General features: G+C 41.4%; 18 protein-coding genes. 2 read left to right on the forward strand and 16 right to left on the reverse strand.

Annotated features, from left to right (window positions below):
• The first annotated feature begins 6 nt into the window (after positions 1–6).
• Complete coding sequence (locus tag KTR06_RS13770) at positions 7–1,674, forward strand: outer membrane protein transport protein (protein ID WP_217290430.1); 1,668 nt, start codon at positions 7–9, stop codon at positions 1,672–1,674.
• Positions 1,675–1,793: 119 nt separating this feature from the next.
• Here the strand turns inward: KTR06_RS13770 and KTR06_RS13775 are convergent, their stop codons facing one another.
• From KTR06_RS13775 to KTR06_RS13850, 16 genes are all read right to left on the reverse strand, one after another.
• Positions 1,794–2,603, reverse strand: coding sequence for a fimbrillin family protein (locus KTR06_RS13775; RefSeq protein ID WP_217290431.1), 810 nt, complete (start codon positions 2,601–2,603; stop codon positions 1,794–1,796).
• A gap of 39 nt (positions 2,604–2,642) precedes the next feature.
• Positions 2,643–3,113 carry a nucleoside deaminase gene (locus KTR06_RS13780; RefSeq protein ID WP_004314961.1) on the reverse strand — a complete coding sequence of 157 codons (471 nt, stop codon included), beginning with the start codon at positions 3,111–3,113 and terminating at the stop codon, positions 2,643–2,645.
• 155 nt (positions 3,114–3,268) lie between these two features.
• Positions 3,269–4,255: a Gfo/Idh/MocA family protein gene (locus KTR06_RS13785; RefSeq protein WP_004325616.1), complete on the reverse strand. Its 987-nt coding sequence runs from the start codon at positions 4,253–4,255 to the stop codon at positions 3,269–3,271.
• Between the two features lie 512 nt (positions 4,256–4,767).
• The gene (locus KTR06_RS13790; RefSeq protein ID WP_217290432.1) at positions 4,768–5,607 is read right to left on the reverse strand and encodes a transporter substrate-binding domain-containing protein; all 840 of its coding nucleotides are present in this window, start codon (positions 5,605–5,607) and stop codon (positions 4,768–4,770) included.
• Positions 5,608–5,624: 17 nt separating this feature from the next.
• Positions 5,625–7,676: a putative porin gene (locus KTR06_RS13795; protein WP_217290433.1), complete on the reverse strand. Its 2,052-nt coding sequence runs from the start codon at positions 7,674–7,676 to the stop codon at positions 5,625–5,627.
• 121 nt (positions 7,677–7,797) lie between these two features.
• The gene (locus KTR06_RS13800; protein ID WP_004297415.1) at positions 7,798–8,340 is read right to left on the reverse strand and encodes a 2-oxoacid:acceptor oxidoreductase family protein; all 543 of its coding nucleotides are present in this window, start codon (positions 8,338–8,340) and stop codon (positions 7,798–7,800) included.
• 20 nt (positions 8,341–8,360) lie between these two features.
• Entirely contained in the window at positions 8,361–9,125 is a 765-nt protein-coding gene (locus KTR06_RS13805; protein ID WP_004297416.1) for a thiamine pyrophosphate-dependent enzyme, read from the reverse strand.
• 12 nt (positions 9,126–9,137) lie between these two features.
• The gene (locus KTR06_RS13810) at positions 9,138–9,311 is read right to left on the reverse strand and encodes a hypothetical protein (RefSeq protein WP_004297417.1); all 174 of its coding nucleotides are present in this window, start codon (positions 9,309–9,311) and stop codon (positions 9,138–9,140) included.
• Positions 9,312–9,318: 7 nt separating this feature from the next.
• Positions 9,319–10,401, reverse strand: a complete 1,083-nt coding sequence (locus KTR06_RS13815; protein WP_004297418.1) for a 3-methyl-2-oxobutanoate dehydrogenase subunit VorB — start codon at positions 10,399–10,401, stop codon at positions 9,319–9,321.
• Between the two features lie 11 nt (positions 10,402–10,412).
• Positions 10,413–10,640, reverse strand: coding sequence for a ferredoxin family protein (locus KTR06_RS13820; protein WP_004297419.1), 228 nt, complete (start codon positions 10,638–10,640; stop codon positions 10,413–10,415).
• Between the two features lie 54 nt (positions 10,641–10,694).
• Entirely contained in the window at positions 10,695–10,976 is a 282-nt protein-coding gene (locus KTR06_RS13825; RefSeq protein WP_004325629.1) for a tol-pal system YbgF family protein, read from the reverse strand.
• Between the two features lie 238 nt (positions 10,977–11,214).
• Entirely contained in the window at positions 11,215–11,622 is a 408-nt protein-coding gene (locus KTR06_RS13830; RefSeq protein WP_081354150.1) for an SMI1/KNR4 family protein, read from the reverse strand.
• 136 nt (positions 11,623–11,758) lie between these two features.
• Positions 11,759–12,415, reverse strand: a complete 657-nt coding sequence (locus tag KTR06_RS13835; protein WP_015531589.1) for a hypothetical protein — start codon at positions 12,413–12,415, stop codon at positions 11,759–11,761.
• A gap of 72 nt (positions 12,416–12,487) precedes the next feature.
• A complete protein-coding gene (locus KTR06_RS13840) occupies positions 12,488–13,156 on the reverse strand; it encodes an SMI1/KNR4 family protein (protein WP_015531590.1) in 669 nt (222 codons plus the stop codon).
• Positions 13,157–13,510: 354 nt separating this feature from the next.
• Positions 13,511–13,948 (reverse strand): DUF6078 family protein, encoded by a 438-nt coding sequence (locus tag KTR06_RS13845; protein ID WP_008644027.1) that lies wholly within the window; start codon positions 13,946–13,948, stop codon positions 13,511–13,513.
• Between the two features lie 171 nt (positions 13,949–14,119).
• On the reverse strand, positions 14,120–15,877 hold the full coding sequence (locus KTR06_RS13850; protein WP_371745218.1) for an AAA family ATPase: 1,758 nt from the start codon (positions 15,875–15,877) through the stop codon (positions 14,120–14,122).
• A gap of 254 nt (positions 15,878–16,131) precedes the next feature.
• Here KTR06_RS13850 and KTR06_RS13855 point away from each other — a divergent pair, with 254 nt between their 5' ends.
• On the forward strand, positions 16,132–16,611 hold the full coding sequence (locus tag KTR06_RS13855; protein WP_008021882.1) for a DUF456 domain-containing protein: 480 nt from the start codon (positions 16,132–16,134) through the stop codon (positions 16,609–16,611).
• The last annotated feature ends 45 nt before the right edge of the window (positions 16,612–16,656 follow it).

A 16,656-nucleotide genomic window follows, 5' to 3' on the forward strand; every position in this document is an offset into this window, starting at 1 on the left:
AAAGGTATGAAAAAGATATTTACTCTAGCTGTATTGGGGTTGTTGGCATCAACAACTCCGGTTGTAGCACAAACAGTTTATGATGGTGCCAAACTGACCGGAAAAGATTTAAACGGAACTGCTCGTTTTGTAGGTATGGGTGGTGCCATGGGAGCTTTAGGTGGAGATATATCCACTATGGGCACGAATCCTGCCGGCATTGGACTATTCCGTAGTAGTGATGTGATGACCTCTTTCGGGTTTTCAGCCTATGGAACCGAAAGTAAATACTTGGATAACAAACTGAATTCAGATAAGTCAAGAGCCTCTTTTGATAATATCGGTTTCGTATTTGCTTCAAAGATCGGGAATAATACTCCTTTGCGCTTTGTGAATTTTGGATTTAATTATCATAAAGCAAAGTCATTCTATAAGAATATGGATATGAAGGGCAACCTGGGCGACTATTCCCAAACTTTCCTCATGGCTTCGCAAGCTGGAGGCATTGAGGGATGGGGCGACAATCCTTATGATGATCCGAATATTGGCTGGCTCTCTGTTTTAGGATATGATGGTTGGGTAATAACAGATATAACGACGGATAAGATTAATCCTGCAACAGGTAAGCCTAATAATATTTATACTGATAAGGACGGAAACCCAATTAATAATTTTAAGGGTGAGCCTTTGTATGTTTCACCGGGAGATTATAGAGGAATGTTCCCTTATGGAAATGCTAATTTTCGTTCTGAAGAGCGCGGTGGTATTGACCAATATGATTTTAATGTTTCGTTCAATATCAATGACCGGGTGTATTTAGGATTGACTCTTGGTGCATATTCTGTTGATTACAGTAAGTACACATATTATGAAGAAGTCTATGAAAGTAATGAAGGGTATGACTTGCAAAGTTGGAATAAGATTACGGGGTCCGGTTTTGATGTAAAATTCGGAGCAATCATTCGTCCATTCGAATATTCACCTTTCCGTATTGGATTGGCAGTTCATACTCCGACCTTTTATAGTTTAGATTATAAGACAAGTGCGCAAATTGCGTCAGATGTGATTAATGAGGAAACTGGAGAGATGAGTGGTGATGTAGTAAAGACTTGGGATCATGTTCCCGGGAAAGCTGACATGATTCGTTCATTCAATTTCCAGACTCCATGGACTTACAATGTAAGTTTGGGATATACAGTAGGTAAGAGTCTTGCTTTAGGAGCTGAATACGAATATCAGGATTATTCTTCTATGAAGTTTAAGGATCCGGATGGTTACTCTTCTTCTTTTGAGTTTGAGAATAGCACGACACCCATGTTGAAGGGAGTTAATACAGTTCGTTTAGGTTTGGAATATAAGGTTATTCCGGAGTTCGCTCTTCGGGCAGGTTATAATTATACTACGGCTGCTTTCCATCAGGATGCTTTCAAGGATCTGCCGTATAACTCTATTCAGACAGATACAGACTTTGCTAACTCTAAATCAATGAGTAATTATACATTGGGTATTGGCTATCGTGGATCAATGTTTTATGCTGATTTGGCTTATAAGTTCTCTACATATAAAGAAAACTTCTATCCGTTTGTGAATGGATTTACAGATGAAGATGGTAGTACAGTCATTGGTTCACCGGAAGCAACGAAAGTTACGAATACACGCAGTCAAGTGTTGTTTACCGTAGGTATGCGTTTCTAACCTAAAAAAGACAGTTTTCAATTTCAATAATAACTTTTGTGTGTAAAAAATCCCTGGAATGCTGAGTGTCTACAGCGGTTCCGGGGATTTTTATTAGTATCACTTTTTATTCTTCAGTCTTATCTGAATAGTGGAGTTCGTTCGTCAATGATTCCGCGTCTTGCGTACATTTTTACCGCAACAGGAGTTCCGGCTTCTATGGTAATGTCCTCCTCTGCGATGATAGGTTCTTCTTTACCGTCCTCCAGGATAACCGTTCCTATTTTCTCGCCGGCTTTGATGATCTGTGGAATCAAGTTAGTCAAGATACCTTCAGATACTTTCCGGATATCAATGTATTCCGGTTTTGCATTGGGGTCAGCTTCGATTTTACCGCTGAACAGGTCTTGCACACCTTTGTTTTTCAAGAACAGTTTAACGATTGCTCTACCTTCGTACGGCTGGTTGTTCTCGTCGAGCAGAACGACGGGCGTTGTCATTCTCTTGAATGTAAGAGCAACATTCTTAGAACCTTTGTTGGCTTGGGCTGTACCGAACAAATATTCTAAGCCACCCTTGATTTCACGATAGCGGCTGCTCAATGATCTGGTAGTAGCAGCTTCGTCGGTCAATTCAGGATAATGAGCATAGAAAGTAACCGTTTCCGAATCGGTGTCTGCTTCGTTCCAAGTCTGGCTATCCATGCCTATGGCAAACGGATGATAATCCTGCTCGGCAACGGACATGGAGATGACATCTCCGGCAGCGAAATTGCTCTTTAACGGAAGTGTCAGACTACTGCTGTTACGAGTAAGAGCATTGTTGATACTTTGGTCAATAGAAGTAGAAAAGTCGATCACTCCTTTACTGGGATCTTGCAGTTCTTCTTGCTGTTGACAACTGAACAGGCATACTGATGCCATAACAAATAAAAGGCTTTTTCTTTTCATTTGAGGGTAATTAATAGGTTAATAATAGTGAGAGGTTTTCTAATATTCTACTCTGTCTTCTTTGGCCACCCAGGCTTTGAAGGCAGTAAGGGCTTCATTATGTAGTAGGATTTCGGAAGGCAGCTTTCTGTCTTCAGGTTTCAGTTGCAGTTCGTCATAGATAAAAGAGTCGTCGAAGCCGATGTTCTTGGCATCGGTCTTGTTGTTTCCATAGTACATCTTGTCCAGGCGTGCCCAATAAATAGCACCCAGGCACATGGGGCAAGGTTCGCAGGAAGTATAGATTTCGTATCCGCTAAGATCAAATGTTCCGAGTTTGGCAGCTGCGGCACGTATAGCGCTCACCTCGGCGTGAGCCGTAGGATCACAAGATGCAGTGACACGATTAACTCCTGTTGCAACTATTTCTCCGTCTTTCGTGGCAATCACAGCACCGAAAGGACCTCCACCATTTTCAACATTTTCTTTTGAAAGCTCGATCGCTTTTCTCATTAAAGCTTCTTTAGTCATGGCACAAAAAATATATTGTTAGTTTCATTTCTTCTTTGCTTCTTTCTACAAAGATAGAAAAAACTAACAATATACAATGGGATGTCCCTATTTATTTTTTAACAATACCGGCAGAATCCGGAAAAAGAAGGAACTTTTTTTTGCTTTTTTTAGGGTTATAGCTTACCTAAGATCTTGTCCATTACCCAGTTAGTCAACGTTGCGCTTTCGCCGTCACAAGAGCAAACCGACTTACCCAATAAGTGGTCTACTACAGCTTGGATAAGAGGCTGTTGCACGTGTTCCGGGTTGCCGATACAGATTTCTTCCCGTCCTTTCTCGGTATGTAGTCCGATAGGTTCGTAAGTAAAGACGGAGAAGCAAATCATTCCTTTGTCACCGATAATCTCTATGCGGTCTTCGCGGGCAGAATCATGGGCTACGAAGCACCAGGAACCACTACCCACCAGTCCGTTGTCAAATTGGAAACAGGCGCTTAATGTATCTTCGGCAGGATAAAGCCCGCCGCGATTACTCTTGTAACCGCTTGCTTCGAGGATGCAACCGAACATATCCTGCAACAAATCAATCTGATGCGGAGCAAGGTCGTAGAAGTAGCCGCCTCCGGCAATATCAGCCTGCACACGCCAGGGAAGATTATCACGATTGTAATCCAGATCGCGTGGCGGCTGGGCAAAACGAATTTGTACATTGATAACGTTGCCGATCGTCCCGTTCTCTACTAATTCCTTTACTTTCTGGAAATAAGGAAGATAACGGCGATAGTATGCTACGAAACAGGGAACTCCCGTTTCATTGGATATACGGTTGATTCGGGTACATTCTTCATACGTCACCGCCATTGGCTTCTCAATATAGGCCGGTTTACCCGCTTTCATGGACATAATGGCATACGTAGCGTGTGAAGAAGGAGGAGTGGCGATATAGACAGCGTTTACTTCCGGATCATCTATCAGCTCCTGTGCATCGTCATACCATTTCTTGATTCCTCTCTCTTTGGCATACGCTTTCGCTTTCGCGCCGTCACGACTCATCACGGCTACGACTTCCGAATGTTCTACTTTCTGGAAAGCGGGACCGCTTTTCGTCTTGGTTACTTCTCCGCAACCAATGAAGCCCCATTTGATAATCTTTTCACTCATAATATAATATACCTATTGTGTCTGTTCTAACAAACCCCAAAGATAAAGCTATTTTTTGTCAAGAGCAACTTTATTGATTATTAACTTAGCGGGGACAGTTGGAAAACAGACATTATGTTTTGTTTCAACAGAAGCTCTGTTTTATCGGAACAGAGGCTCTGTTTCAGGCAAACAGAACGTCTGTTTGAGGCGGATATATACTTCATTTCGGTAAGAAGCAAGGTGAACACTGCTGATCCTCCGGCTGAAGAACCATAACCACCGGGCAAAGCGCAAGGAAAAGCCGGGGCGGGGAGAGGTTTTTCCCGGCTGGATAAAAAGAAAGGAGAGAATCGCGATTCCCTCCTTTGCATGTAGTTTAATTAAAACTACTTTATCATTAACTCTGTAAAGATACAACATTCGAAAGCGAAAGTCAAGTCTTTGGGAGTTTATTTCTGGAAATAGACATGAATATATCTATCTTACATTCTGTTTTTGATTGTTTTCTTCTGAACTGTAAAATGATAAGGTTATTCTTTATCATAGTACTTTTTATAAATCTTCTGGTATTCTTTCTCCTTTTGGAATTTATCCAGCCATGCATTCAAACTATCGAGTAAAGCGGGTGATTGTTTGCTGACTGCCCATGAGTAGAATTGTGTAAAGCTGATGGCTGTATTTATATCTATCTGCGGGATGGAATCGGCGGCCGCGCGTGCGATGCTTTCGTCACAAACGGCATAGTCGATATCCCCATGAGCTACCATTGAGATTAATTGTTCGGAACCGTATTTCTCTATTTCTTTGATATAAATGGTATCGCCGATTTCATTACCTAGATTCTGAATACGCAGAATAGAAGGAGACCCTTTTACTACGTGAAGTGTCCGCCCGGCCAAGTCCAGCTGGCTACGGATATGGAGTGAGTCGTTTTCTCCGTTTTCTTTCCGTTGCACGAGCACTTGCTTGTTGAGCGTGATGGGAGAGGTGAGGAGCAGAGAGTCTTTCAGTTCGCTGGTAGCTAATATACCGCAGGCAATTACGTCGTAACGTCCCTCGCTTAATCCTTCCAGCCGTTCTTCAAAACTCATCAGGGGTGTTATTTCGGTTTTCAATCCCTTGTCATGGGCAAAAGCCTGTATCAGCTCGTAATGAAAACCGGAAACGGTATCGCCGTCCACGTAGAAACTGATCGAGTTATATTCAGTCGCTACACGCAATATACCTTCTTTGGCAATGGCTGCATAATCACGCGGGTGTCCTGACGGCTTTTCCTGATTACTGCATTGGCGGATAGAAAAGATGATTGCCAATACAATGATTACGGGCACTAAATATCTGGCCAGTCTCAATTTGGGGCGTGTTACCATAAGCCATATAGATTTTGTTAATCATAGAAATTCCATGAAAGACCGAATTTCAGTACACGCGGGTTGATAGGATAGTGAGGAGCCAAGAAGTAATTCGGGCTGCTCATACCTTGATTCACGTGATACATCATTACATAGAAACGTGTACGCTTTAGGTGTAAGTTTGCGTATACATTCACGATCGGATAACCTCCTATCTCTACCTGGTCATTTTCCGGTTGCAAATAGAAGTTTTGGATAGCCGGCATATAAGCGGGTGCATTGTATTTACTGAAATAACGCACGTCGGCACCCAATTGTACACTAAGCACTTTCTTTGCCAGCTTGAACTGCATATAGAAATTGTGATACAGCGAAAGATCAGGCAAAGGCAATACGGTCTGGTCGCTGGACTTTTGCCAGGTTACTTCATTATCTAAATGGAAGATTCCCAATTTGAAGTCCTGATTAAGACTTGCTGACAACACCTGTATACTTCCGCTTTTCTGTTCCGGCACTGCTTGTTGGTTGAAATAAGTGTAGTTCTTTATGTTTTCAACTCCTGCCTTCAAACGTGTTCTCCAACGTGCAATGCTTAATTCTCCTTCAATACGGGTACGAAATTCTTTGTCCATATCATTGTCCCACATGAAGTGTTTGGAATGATAATGACGCATATAGAAAGGCGCAAGCTTATTGCTGACTTCACCACGGGCTATAAGGCTCACAGTGTCTTTCCATAACGGAAAGTTAAGGTCGATATCTCCTTTTACATTGAATTGTCCGATTGCTTTTCCGGCGAGTCCCACTTCACCAATGGCATGGTAATGAAGTACATTTCCTTCACGTTTGGATAATTCGCCTCCAACAAATATTTCATTTTCATTGTATTTGTCGGGCAACGGATTCCCCTCCATATTCATAAGAGTATACTTGCTGATTTTATAGGAAGCAAATGCCGTGAGTCCGGCTTTGGCATATTTATTGAATCCTTCGAGTAGAGCAATACCTATGGTATTCTTGATACCCATATAGGTAGTACTGTCTCTGGCAATCGGATTATCCGGTTCCAAATAGGTGTTTTGATAATAGTTCTTTTCACGCATGTCATCATCAGAGTTGAAACTATGACGTGCACGCTCTACCTGAATGGTATGTATAAAACTAGTGACCGGCACAAACTCTTGTTTGGCGGGAGTAGTGTCATTTTCGGCCTGCGGTATGTCGCGGCTGAATCCCAGATTGTAACGTTGGGTCAGGAATACATAAAAGTCATGATTACGGTTGGTTGTGGCGCTTAGTACAGTCGGGATATTGGTTGATTCATATTCTCTTTGGCCTTGTGCCATCTCTTCAGGAGCAGTGATGTATCGGTCGTCCTCAATACCTCCGTTTTCATTTGTTTTGAGATAATTGTTGCTGTATATAGCTTGCATCTGATAGCGGTCGCCGATATAACTACCGAAAATTGCCGCATTGAAATAAGCCGTATTTTGGTTATTATAATATCCTCGTCCGTACAAGTAATCTATGTTAAAACCGAAAGCCAGCTTCTTGTTTATATTGACAGAGAAATAAGACTTAAAGCGTTCTTCTCCGTTTATTTTATTACCGGCTTTATGATACGTCAGATTGGTATAAGGTACGTTACTATTGGTGAAATTGAACTCCGTAGGACGAATAAAGAAACTGGAGAAAGGCTCCATAAAGATAGTCGGTTCCGGATCACGACGTTCAAAGAAGATGCGTGACATACGGGGAGAACCCATATTGGCCAGATAATTATAATGTCCGGTAAGTCCTTCGGTAAGATTTGAATTCTGGAAGTGGTGATAAACAGTATCCGCCGGGATGATAGTCCGGTCGCCCAACTGATTATTAATACGCCACATATATAATTTCGGAGGTAACCCCTGTACTTCTACATTTGCACTATCCAGTCTGTCCGGAATCATGGCAGGGTCCACCTGGTTACCGTATTGGTCGTATCCGTTCTCGTCCACTCTCTGGCGACCATTATCGAACTGTGCATGGACAGTTGTCAAACCTATAACGGAAAAGATTATATATAATAGTAAGATTCGTCTCATAATTGGAGGCAAAGATACTTACTTTAATTGATTTAATGATAATGGATAATTGAAAATTATGTTGCATACGTACTATACGTAGCTAATAATTATCAATTATCCATTGTACATTATCTGTTAATTAAACCTCACGGATTAACTCCATACCTTTCTTGATAGCTTCCTCGTTCATAGGAATCAAGTGATGGTGGCGTTCCGGCAGGGTTTTCTTAAGTCCTTTGATAACATTCTCCAACGTTACGATGGGGCGAAGCTTCAATAATCCGCCAAGTACGATCATGTTGAATGCTTTGGCATTGTTCATCTCGTTGGCTGCATCCATTGCGTCGATACGATATACCTTAATATCCTTACGGGTAGGAGGGTTGATAATTCCGTAACCGTCATAAATCAGGATACCGCCGGGTTTCACTTTGCTTTCAAACTTCTCGAGTGAAGGCTGATTCAGAATGATGGCAGCGTCGTATTTACTAAGAATCGGTGAGGATATTTTGTCATCGCTTACAATAACTGTAACGTTGGCTGTTCCACCTCGTTGTTCGGGACCATAAGCGGGCATCCAGGTCACTTCTTTGCCTTCCATCAAACCGGAATATGCCAGAATCTTACCCATAGACAATACGCCTTGTCCACCGAATCCTGCTATAATTATTTCTTCTTTCATTGTTCTGTTGACTTTTAGCGTTATTCTTTATCTTTTAAATCACCCAGCGGATAGAATGGGAACATGTGTTCTTCCATCCATTTGTTCGCCTTCTCCGGAGTCATCTTCCAGCCTGAACTACAAGTGGAAACGATTTCTACCAGATTGGAACCTTTACCGTTCATGGAGTTCTCAAAAGCCTTGCGGATTGCCTTCTTAGCCTTGCGGATAGCCGGTACGGATTGTACGGACTGACGGGTTACGTAAGCAGTTCCTTCCAGTTGGGCTGCGATTTCAGTAATCTTCAATGGGTAACCGTGAAGTTCAACGTCACGTCCGTAAGGACAAGTCGAACTCTTCATGCCTACTAGTGTAGTCGGTGCCATCTGACCGCCTGTCATACCGTAGATCGCATTATTGATAAAGATAATCGTGATGTTCTCACCACGGTTCAAAGCGTGGATTGTTTCGGCTGTACCGATACAAGCCAAGTCACCGTCACCCTGATAAGTGAAAACAAGACGGTCCGGCCACAGGCGTTTCACAGCAGTTGCCACAGCAGGAGCACGTCCGTGTGCTGCTTCCTGCCAGTCAATATCGAGATAGTTGTAGGCAAACACTGCACATCCCACCGGAGAGATTCCCACAGTTTTATCTTCCATACCCATTTCCTCAATGACTTCGGCAATGAGTTTGTGTACCACACCGTGACTGCAACCCGGGCAGTAGTGCATGGCGTTATCGTTCATCAGAGTCGGTTTTTTGTAAACCAGATTCTCGGGTTTGATTATTTCTTCTTTAGTCATAACTTCATCTCCTTATCTGTTGGTGAACCGTATAAAAAACTCCATCAGCTTGACAAAGATTGCCGCGCCGCATACGTAGATAAACATTTTGAAATCATCTTTTGCTACAAAGTAGGTGATGATGGCTGCAACAGCCAATATCATAAATAGGATGTTCAGTACGTTTCTTATTTTATCGGGATTCATTGTTTCGTTATTTGATTATTTTTTCTTTCAAGGCAGTTACAATTTCATCCGGATCGGGAACGATGCCACCTAGACGTCCGAAATGTTCTACCTTTACTTTACCGTTAACAGCGAGACGGACATCTTCAATCATCTGTCCGGCATTTAGTTCCGTAACGAGCATACCTTTTACTTTATCAGCGTATGCAGCAATCGCTTTGGTTGGGAACGGCCACAGTGTAATCGGGCGAAGGATACCTACTTTAATTCCTTTTTCACGGGCTAGTTCCATTGCTTTCTGGCCAATACGTGCCATTGAACCGAAAGCGATAATCAAATACTCTGCATCTTCGCAGTTGATCTCTTCGAAGCGTACTTCATTTTCTTCAATTTCACGATATTTAGCTTGAAAACGGAGGTTGTTGATTTCCATGGCTTCCGGTTTCAATTCGAGGGAAGTGATAATATTCGGTTTGCGGTCTTTTGCTTTTCCGGTAGCAGCCCATGGACATTGTTCAATTACTTCTGCTTCCGTGCGGCGTGGCTTTTGTGCAGGAAGAACAACCTTTTCCATCATCTGACCGATCACACCGTCGGCAAGGATAATAGCCGGATTACGGTATTTGAAGGCCAGTTCGAATCCTAATGCTACGAAATCCGCCATTTCCTGTACGGATGCCGGAGCGAGGGCAATCAGTTTGTAGTCTCCATGACCACCACCTTTCACTGTCTGGAAGTAGTCAGCCTGGCTGGGTTGGATAGTTCCCAATCCGGGACCGCCACGCATTACATTCACAATCAGACAAGGAAGTTCGGCACCGGCCAAATAAGAGATTCCTTCTTGTTTCAAGCTCACACCCGGACTTGAAGATGAGGTCATAACCTTCTTTCCGCTACCTGCACCTCCATATACCATATTGATAGCTGCCACTTCACTTTCCGCCTGGAGTACTACCATGCCGGTTGTTTCCCACGGTTTCAGTTCGGCAAGCGTTTCCAACACTTCCGATTGGGGAGTAATAGGATAACCGAAGTAACCGTCGGCACCGCAACGGATAGCTGCGTGGGCGATGGCTTCGTTTCCTTTCATTAATACAACTTCTTCTGCCATATTCTTTTCTTTTATTCTACTTTTACTTTATACACTGAAATACATCCGTCCGGACAAACCGTTGCACACGAGCTGCATCCGTTACAGGTATCTTCCTTCACTTGCCAGGCATAGTTATAGCCTTTCATGTTTACCTCTTTATTGAGGGCGATTACATCGAGCGGACACGCCACTACACACAGGTTGCATCCTTTGCAACGCTCCGTGTCGACTACGATTGCTCCTTTGATTTTTGCCATAATCTTTATTTTATTACGTTATCTTTGAGTACGGTTATTGATTATACATCTCTTTTATTGATTGAACATATCCTTGTGGTAGAAGTTGAGGATATCTATTGCCATCTTCCTGGCCTGAACGGCAGGACTGTCCGGATTGAGCTCGATGGCATACTGGTAGTTGTCCAGTGCCTGCTTCCAATCTCCTTTCTTTCGGTAGGCATTTCCCCGTAAATAGTAAAGAGTATCTTTCTCTTTTTCGACAGAACTGTCCTGGAGAAGCTGGTCCAATTGCTTAATCGCTGTGTCCACATCCCCCTGATTGATAAGCTCTTTTAGGTTGTCTATTTGCTCCATTTCTTTTCGTCTTTCGGGATTCTGAAACGCAAAGATAGTTTTTATTTATGTAAACAGGGCAAATGAGGACGGAAATTTGCAACGTTTTGAGTTTATTGCATATTGTATAGTAGAGGTGGAATTTGCCTTTTTCTTGACATATCCGTAACTTTATTAATCAAAAAACGATATGAATCAGGAGTTATTATTGTTTTTGGAGTTGTAGTTTATTCATTATTTATATCCATGTCTAATCACTTTATATGGTTGAACTATTGTCAACAATATTCTGTGGCTTATCGAAATTAAGATAAATAGCCTTGCCTAAAAAGTCGTCAAAAGAGGGTGCTATATACTTAATAGAAGCTATATCTAAATCTCCTAAATCTACCCTATATATACTATTGTTTGGCAGGTGGAAAATATATCCAATATCACCATCCATGCCAAATGCTAAATACTCTTTTTGAAGATATTTGTGTATTCCATAGTCATTATTGTAAGCAACAATATCTTCAATAGCCCATATATAGATGTAGTTATCTCCTAATTTACCCTCGCCACCATTGCTCCATAACAGAAATCTTTTGTACTGATAGGGCAAGGTTGTATTTAGAAGTTTTTCTACGTCTTCAATAGACGCTGTATTTGCACCATTCTTTATTATACCATTTACTTTCTATTACTTCCATATTGATTTTGTTGTACTACTGTTAATGTGTTTCAGCTAACTGCTGTTTCCTCGTTTATTTTTTTATTTTGATAAATGTTAATCTCAGACGGATCATTTCTTTTAGGACAATTTACCCGTTTGTTACTGATATTATTTCGCTTGCTATTATTTTTCTTTGTTGCTTATTTATGTCCGAAGAGCAGTGGATGCAATTCATGGCATCCACTGCATATAGTTTTGTAGTATGCTTGGAAAGCGGTACACCTATTCTTTTTAATACTGGTTTAATCACTTCATAAATGATACTTATATCTGCATTACTGGTGATTCCCTGCTTTTTAACAAAATCTATTATGCAGTTCAATCTGCATATATATTCTTTATACTCCACATATTGATTTTCTTTTAAGATATAGTGCAATATGATTTTACTTTGCTTTTCGCAGATTCTTGCCGCTTGCTGTATCGATTGGCACATAAAATCTTTTTCTTCTTTTGTGGTAGTTTGAAACCACAAATCATTCTTACCCAATATTTCACCTATTCGTAAGTAACAATCCTGTGGCAATAATATAGGTGAATACATCGCCCATGTATATGACAATGCTGTATAAAATGAAACAGTTTTTCTTCTGTCTTGATACAAAGAAGAAGACTCAATACCTACACAGACTATTAAGCCATTATCCATTTCTTTATAAAAGACTTTATTGCGGTCTTTATTGTATGGCAATGGCAAATAGCCCATTGATAGCAGTTGATTATTTATAAAATCATTCTTTTTCATTTTATTATTGCACTATCGGTAATGGTTTGCGGCTTGCTGCCGTTTATGTGGTACAGGTGCTTGTTAGTAGCATCATTCCATTTTATACATTTTTTTCTCCCAACCTTTTAATTCTTGAAGAACAGGTTTAGGATTTTGTAATATCTGATTAAGAAATTCTATAAAGTTGGGTGCTAATACTTCTGTTTCAGGCGTTTCGTAATCAAAGAGAAGGATTTCACCTTCTTTATTCTCATCATCTGTCAATTTAAGAGCTATCACGCCATAATCAGAATATCGACCTATTGCAAAATACCCTTTGTTAAGAATTTCTTCTTGCAGTTCCTCATTATTTTCAATTAAGATTTTATTCCATGAATGAATGGGCTTTGGATATAGACGAACATCTAAATCCCAAAATATTTCATAAAAGTGTTTGTATTTCAAGTAGATCTTATATGAAAGCGGAAGAATAACATTTAATTTACTTTCTAATTTGGAAATATCCTCGTCTGAAATTTGATTATCTATCGCTTTCCATACATGGTCTTTTTCCGTAATAATGTCCACCATATAATTAGTATGTTCCGGTTGAGTGACATATATCTTAACCGATTTCCCTTGTGGTATAATATTATCAAATGTGTCCTGCATTTCAGGCTCTATGTGTTCTTCATAAGAAGGGACATACATAAGATATTCTCTGTGTTCTTGCACAAAGCCCCAACATTCATCTACATATTTTCTTATTACTTCTTCCATATTTATTTTTTCTAAATATTTTTTCACTCCGTTCTTGTCTATTTGATTACAATATTGGAGAATTTTACGCTGTACACTTCAACTCTTTATTCTGATCTTTCACATACATTCTGAAAATTCACCAATAACACTTGTATTACATATAACTTTTAGACGATATATCCTTCACTGATACTTCTTCTGCTTTCATTAACTAGTTCCATTTTTTGTTTCATACCTTGAAACGAATGGTTTCCCGTAGTGAAACAGTTTGTTTCTCGGTGTGAAACGAATCGTTTCACCCTTTGAAACTTTTAGTTTCTAGCGCTTGAAACAAAAAGTTTCAGCAGGCTGGAAACTGGTTAGAACGCGGCTTTACCAATTATACTCATCCGTGTAACTGTCAAAGACCGGTTCTTCGGTGATACCTTTCCGGTGAAAAAGTTGGCGGATATAGTTTTGATCTGCGGGGCTTAGGAAGCGTTCTTCGCGATAAAAGCGATAGTAAAGCGTTTTTCCGAAATGTCCGATCAGTTGTTGCTTGATATTTGTTCCGTCCTTATAAGGTACGTTGTCCAGCAGGTGGCTGATACCCCATGCCACATGTATCTTTTCTGCGTTTTGGAAGTGGGGACAGTCAATGCCGGTGGCCGGAATACACATTGGGTTTACGATGCTGATGTAGGACGTGTCAGCGGTAGTGAGAAGTGCAGCCACCCGACGCAGGCAGTTACAAGCTTTCGGACATTGCTCGTTGTAGCAGCGGGCGTAGTTGAAAGGGACTGTTTTGTTTTTTAATTTATTGTCGTTCATTTTATATTGTATATTACATACATAATTGACAAAGGTAGTGCTTTTATTGTGGAAAGGTACAGTTTGAAAAAGAAAAAACGTGAAAGGATGGGTGAAGGGAACACCCTTCACCCATAAACTGCTTATAGATAGGATAATACAAGGAAAAGTGAAGGGTGAAGAGATTGTTCATTATAACTCTTCGCATACCCGCATTTCCATACCTTTATATACCACTACAATCTTGTGTAGTTGCGTGGAGCCAATAGCTTGTTTCACCGTGTCTGTGTCGGCATAGCGATTGGCCTGGGCGATGGCTTCTTGACGCAATTCCTCCACACGGTTTTCAGAATCGCGATATTTGGCGTATTTTAACTCAACGATGTAGCTGTGTTTCATGTCAGAATATATGTCCAACATGGGACAGAGGAAAATATCGACGTAACCCGCTTGTGTATCTTGCTCGGAGATAGGACGGTAGAAGCGGTTTTGCGCAGTCATGGCCAAGGTGAAGCCGTGAACGAAGAATTCGCCCTTTTGCTTGTCACGCTGGGATGCATAACGTTTCAGGCAGTCGGCAATGTAACCGAAATAGGCTTGCCAGTTGCCATCATAGGCGAGCTGGCTTGAAAGTTCGCTCTTTTCGTAGCTGCTGAAATTCAAATCTGCGTCGTTGTAGGTATTCAGCAAATAAGTGTAGAGCTGCTCTTGAACCACCAGGTTCGGAATGGTCAGTTTGGTCTTGCCTTTATCTATTCCGCTAATGGTCAACATTCCGAAATAGTATAGCAGGCTTATAAAATTGTCAGGATTGGTGATGTTGACAGCAGGGAAACCTTTCTTCAGTTCGCCAGTGATATAACCTTGACTCACTAAAGTTTGAATGACGGAAGCATCGTGTGCAAACTCCTTATCCTTTCGAATGAGCATACGCAGCTTTTCATAGTCGATACGTATATTATCTTCTATCATTTCTCGTGGCGCTTTGCCGTTATCTATGTAATTCTTCACGAAGTAGAGCACCATGTTGGAGTTGTACATGGTAGTTTCACCGTAACAATCCTGCGCGAAGCAATAATTGTCGTACCATGGTTTCATTATTTCTATCAGTTCGTCAACAGTATGGCGGAAAGGACTGTTCGTTGAATAATAAGTCAGCATTTCGCGCACTTCTTCTTCGGTGAACCCCATCATTTGGTTAAATTGGGGGGTAAGTGAGTAATTCGTGCCGATGTTGAAGCCACTCGTCAGGTCATCCATCGTTACGGGGCTTACGCCGGTGATGAAACAACGCTCTATGCTGGAATAAGTTCCTGCCTTCACCTTATTGAAGAAAGCACGCAGATAACCTTCGCCATGCGTTTCATCAGTGTAGCGGTGCAAGCTTTTGGCATCAGAAAGGATGGCGTTGGTGAAGTGGTCGTATTCGTCAATGAAGAGATACATTTTCTGTCCGGCACGTTCGCACTCCGAAACCAAATAGTCCAGTTGGTTGACAGCCCCGTCCTTTTCGTCCAATCGTTCTCTGATACCTTGTGGCAGGAGGTCGGAATAGACTTCACAGAAGAAGTCGAAGCGAATTTGGCAATGTGCATCCAGTCCTTTTCGATAATCGTTCAGTTCGCTGGTGATGCCTGAAAAGTTGAGGTAAAGCACCAGATAGCTGTTGCGGTTTGCTGTGGGATGCTTCCCGATGTAGAGGTCGCCAAATAAGTCGTCGAACTTATCGCGGGTACGCACATCGTAGTAGTGTTGCAGTACGTTCAGCGTGAGGCTTTTGCCGAAGCGGCGAGGACGGATGAAGAAAAAGAACCGGTCTGCCTGCTCTATCATAGGAATGAAGCGGGTTTTGTCTACATAATAATAGTCTTCGCGGCGGATGACTGCGAAGTTCATCATACCGTAAGGTAAACGCTTTCTGTTGGGTACTATATATTCCATTGGATCCATTTCATGTCCTCCTGCTGATTTCTTATTTAACAACTTGCTTATTAATAGCGTTAACGACACAAAGATAGTAAAAGTTCTTGTTGGGTACGAGGCATCCTCAAAAAAGTATTGGAAAAACTCATTCACACTAAGAACTGCAGCCCTGGCAAAGCTATTTTGAAACAGCAGTGAAGGGGTGGAAATAATTCTCGGGGTTAGCTTGTATTTACTGAAAGATACTGTATTTTTGTGCAGAACTAAAAAAAGAACAGACTATGTTGGACATTATTTTGATCGTAATTAGTGCCCTTTGTATGATAGCCGGGTTAGCAGGTTGTATTCTGCCGTTTCTTCCCGGTCCGCCTATTGCTTATGTGGGGTTGGTTATTCTGCACTTCACGGATAAGGTACAATATTCTACGACACAATTAATCGTATGGCTATTGATTGTAGCTGTTTTGCAGGTATTGGATTATTTCACTCCGATGCTGGGAAGTAAATATAGTGGCGGTAGTAAATGGGGTAATTGGGGATGTATCATAGGAACTCTTGTCGGTCTTCTTTTCTTGCCTTGGGGGATTATTCTCGGTCCGTTTCTAGGAGCGGTGATTGGTGAACTATTAGGAAATAAAGAGTTCTCGCAGGCACTCAAATCAGGTGTGGGCTCTTTACTCGGATTTATATTCGGAACTTTACTGAAGTTCGTTGTCTGCGGTTATTTTTGCTATCAATTTATCATAGGTCTTATTCGGTAACCTATTTGATGTTGTAAAACATTCCTAAGAATAACCTATCTATTG

It is taken from the genome of Bacteroides sp. MSK.20.12 (assembly GCF_019052435.1).
Taxonomy (GTDB): domain Bacteria; phylum Bacteroidota; class Bacteroidia; order Bacteroidales; family Bacteroidaceae; genus Bacteroides; species Bacteroides xylanisolvens.

Bases quoted from the DNA above. Each gene is read 5' to 3' on its own strand.
- KTR06_RS13770 (WP_217290430.1), top strand. From the start codon at position 7: ATGAAAAAGATATTTACTCTAGCTGTATTGGGGTTGTTGGCATCAACA.
- KTR06_RS13775 (WP_217290431.1), bottom strand. From the start codon at position 2,603: ATGAAAAGAAAAAGCCTTTTATTTGTTATGGCATCAGTATGCCTGTTC.
- KTR06_RS13780 (WP_004314961.1), bottom strand. From the start codon at position 3,113: ATGACTAAAGAAGCTTTAATGAGAAAAGCGATCGAGCTTTCAAAAGAA.
- KTR06_RS13785 (WP_004325616.1), bottom strand. From the start codon at position 4,255: ATGAGTGAAAAGATTATCAAATGGGGCTTCATTGGTTGCGGAGAAGTA.
- KTR06_RS13790 (WP_217290432.1), bottom strand. From the start codon at position 5,607: ATGGTAACACGCCCCAAATTGAGACTGGCCAGATATTTAGTGCCCGTA.
- KTR06_RS13795 (WP_217290433.1), bottom strand. From the start codon at position 7,676: ATGAGACGAATCTTACTATTATATATAATCTTTTCCGTTATAGGTTTG.
- KTR06_RS13800 (WP_004297415.1), bottom strand. From the start codon at position 8,340: ATGAAAGAAGAAATAATTATAGCAGGATTCGGTGGACAAGGCGTATTG.
- KTR06_RS13805 (WP_004297416.1), bottom strand. From the start codon at position 9,125: ATGACTAAAGAAGAAATAATCAAACCCGAGAATCTGGTTTACAAAAAA.
- KTR06_RS13810 (WP_004297417.1), bottom strand. From the start codon at position 9,311: ATGAATCCCGATAAAATAAGAAACGTACTGAACATCCTATTTATGATA.
- KTR06_RS13815 (WP_004297418.1), bottom strand. From the start codon at position 10,401: ATGGCAGAAGAAGTTGTATTAATGAAAGGAAACGAAGCCATCGCCCAC.
- KTR06_RS13820 (WP_004297419.1), bottom strand. From the start codon at position 10,640: ATGGCAAAAATCAAAGGAGCAATCGTAGTCGACACGGAGCGTTGCAAA.
- KTR06_RS13825 (WP_004325629.1), bottom strand. From the start codon at position 10,976: ATGGAGCAAATAGACAACCTAAAAGAGCTTATCAATCAGGGGGATGTG.
- KTR06_RS13835 (WP_015531589.1), bottom strand. From the start codon at position 12,415: ATGAAAAAGAATGATTTTATAAATAATCAACTGCTATCAATGGGCTAT.
- KTR06_RS13840 (WP_015531590.1), bottom strand. From the start codon at position 13,156: ATGGAAGAAGTAATAAGAAAATATGTAGATGAATGTTGGGGCTTTGTG.
- KTR06_RS13845 (WP_008644027.1), bottom strand. From the start codon at position 13,948: ATGAACGACAATAAATTAAAAAACAAAACAGTCCCTTTCAACTACGCC.
- KTR06_RS13850 (WP_371745218.1), bottom strand. From the start codon at position 15,877: ATGGATCCAATGGAATATATAGTACCCAACAGAAAGCGTTTACCTTAC.
- KTR06_RS13855 (WP_008021882.1), top strand. From the start codon at position 16,132: ATGTTGGACATTATTTTGATCGTAATTAGTGCCCTTTGTATGATAGCC.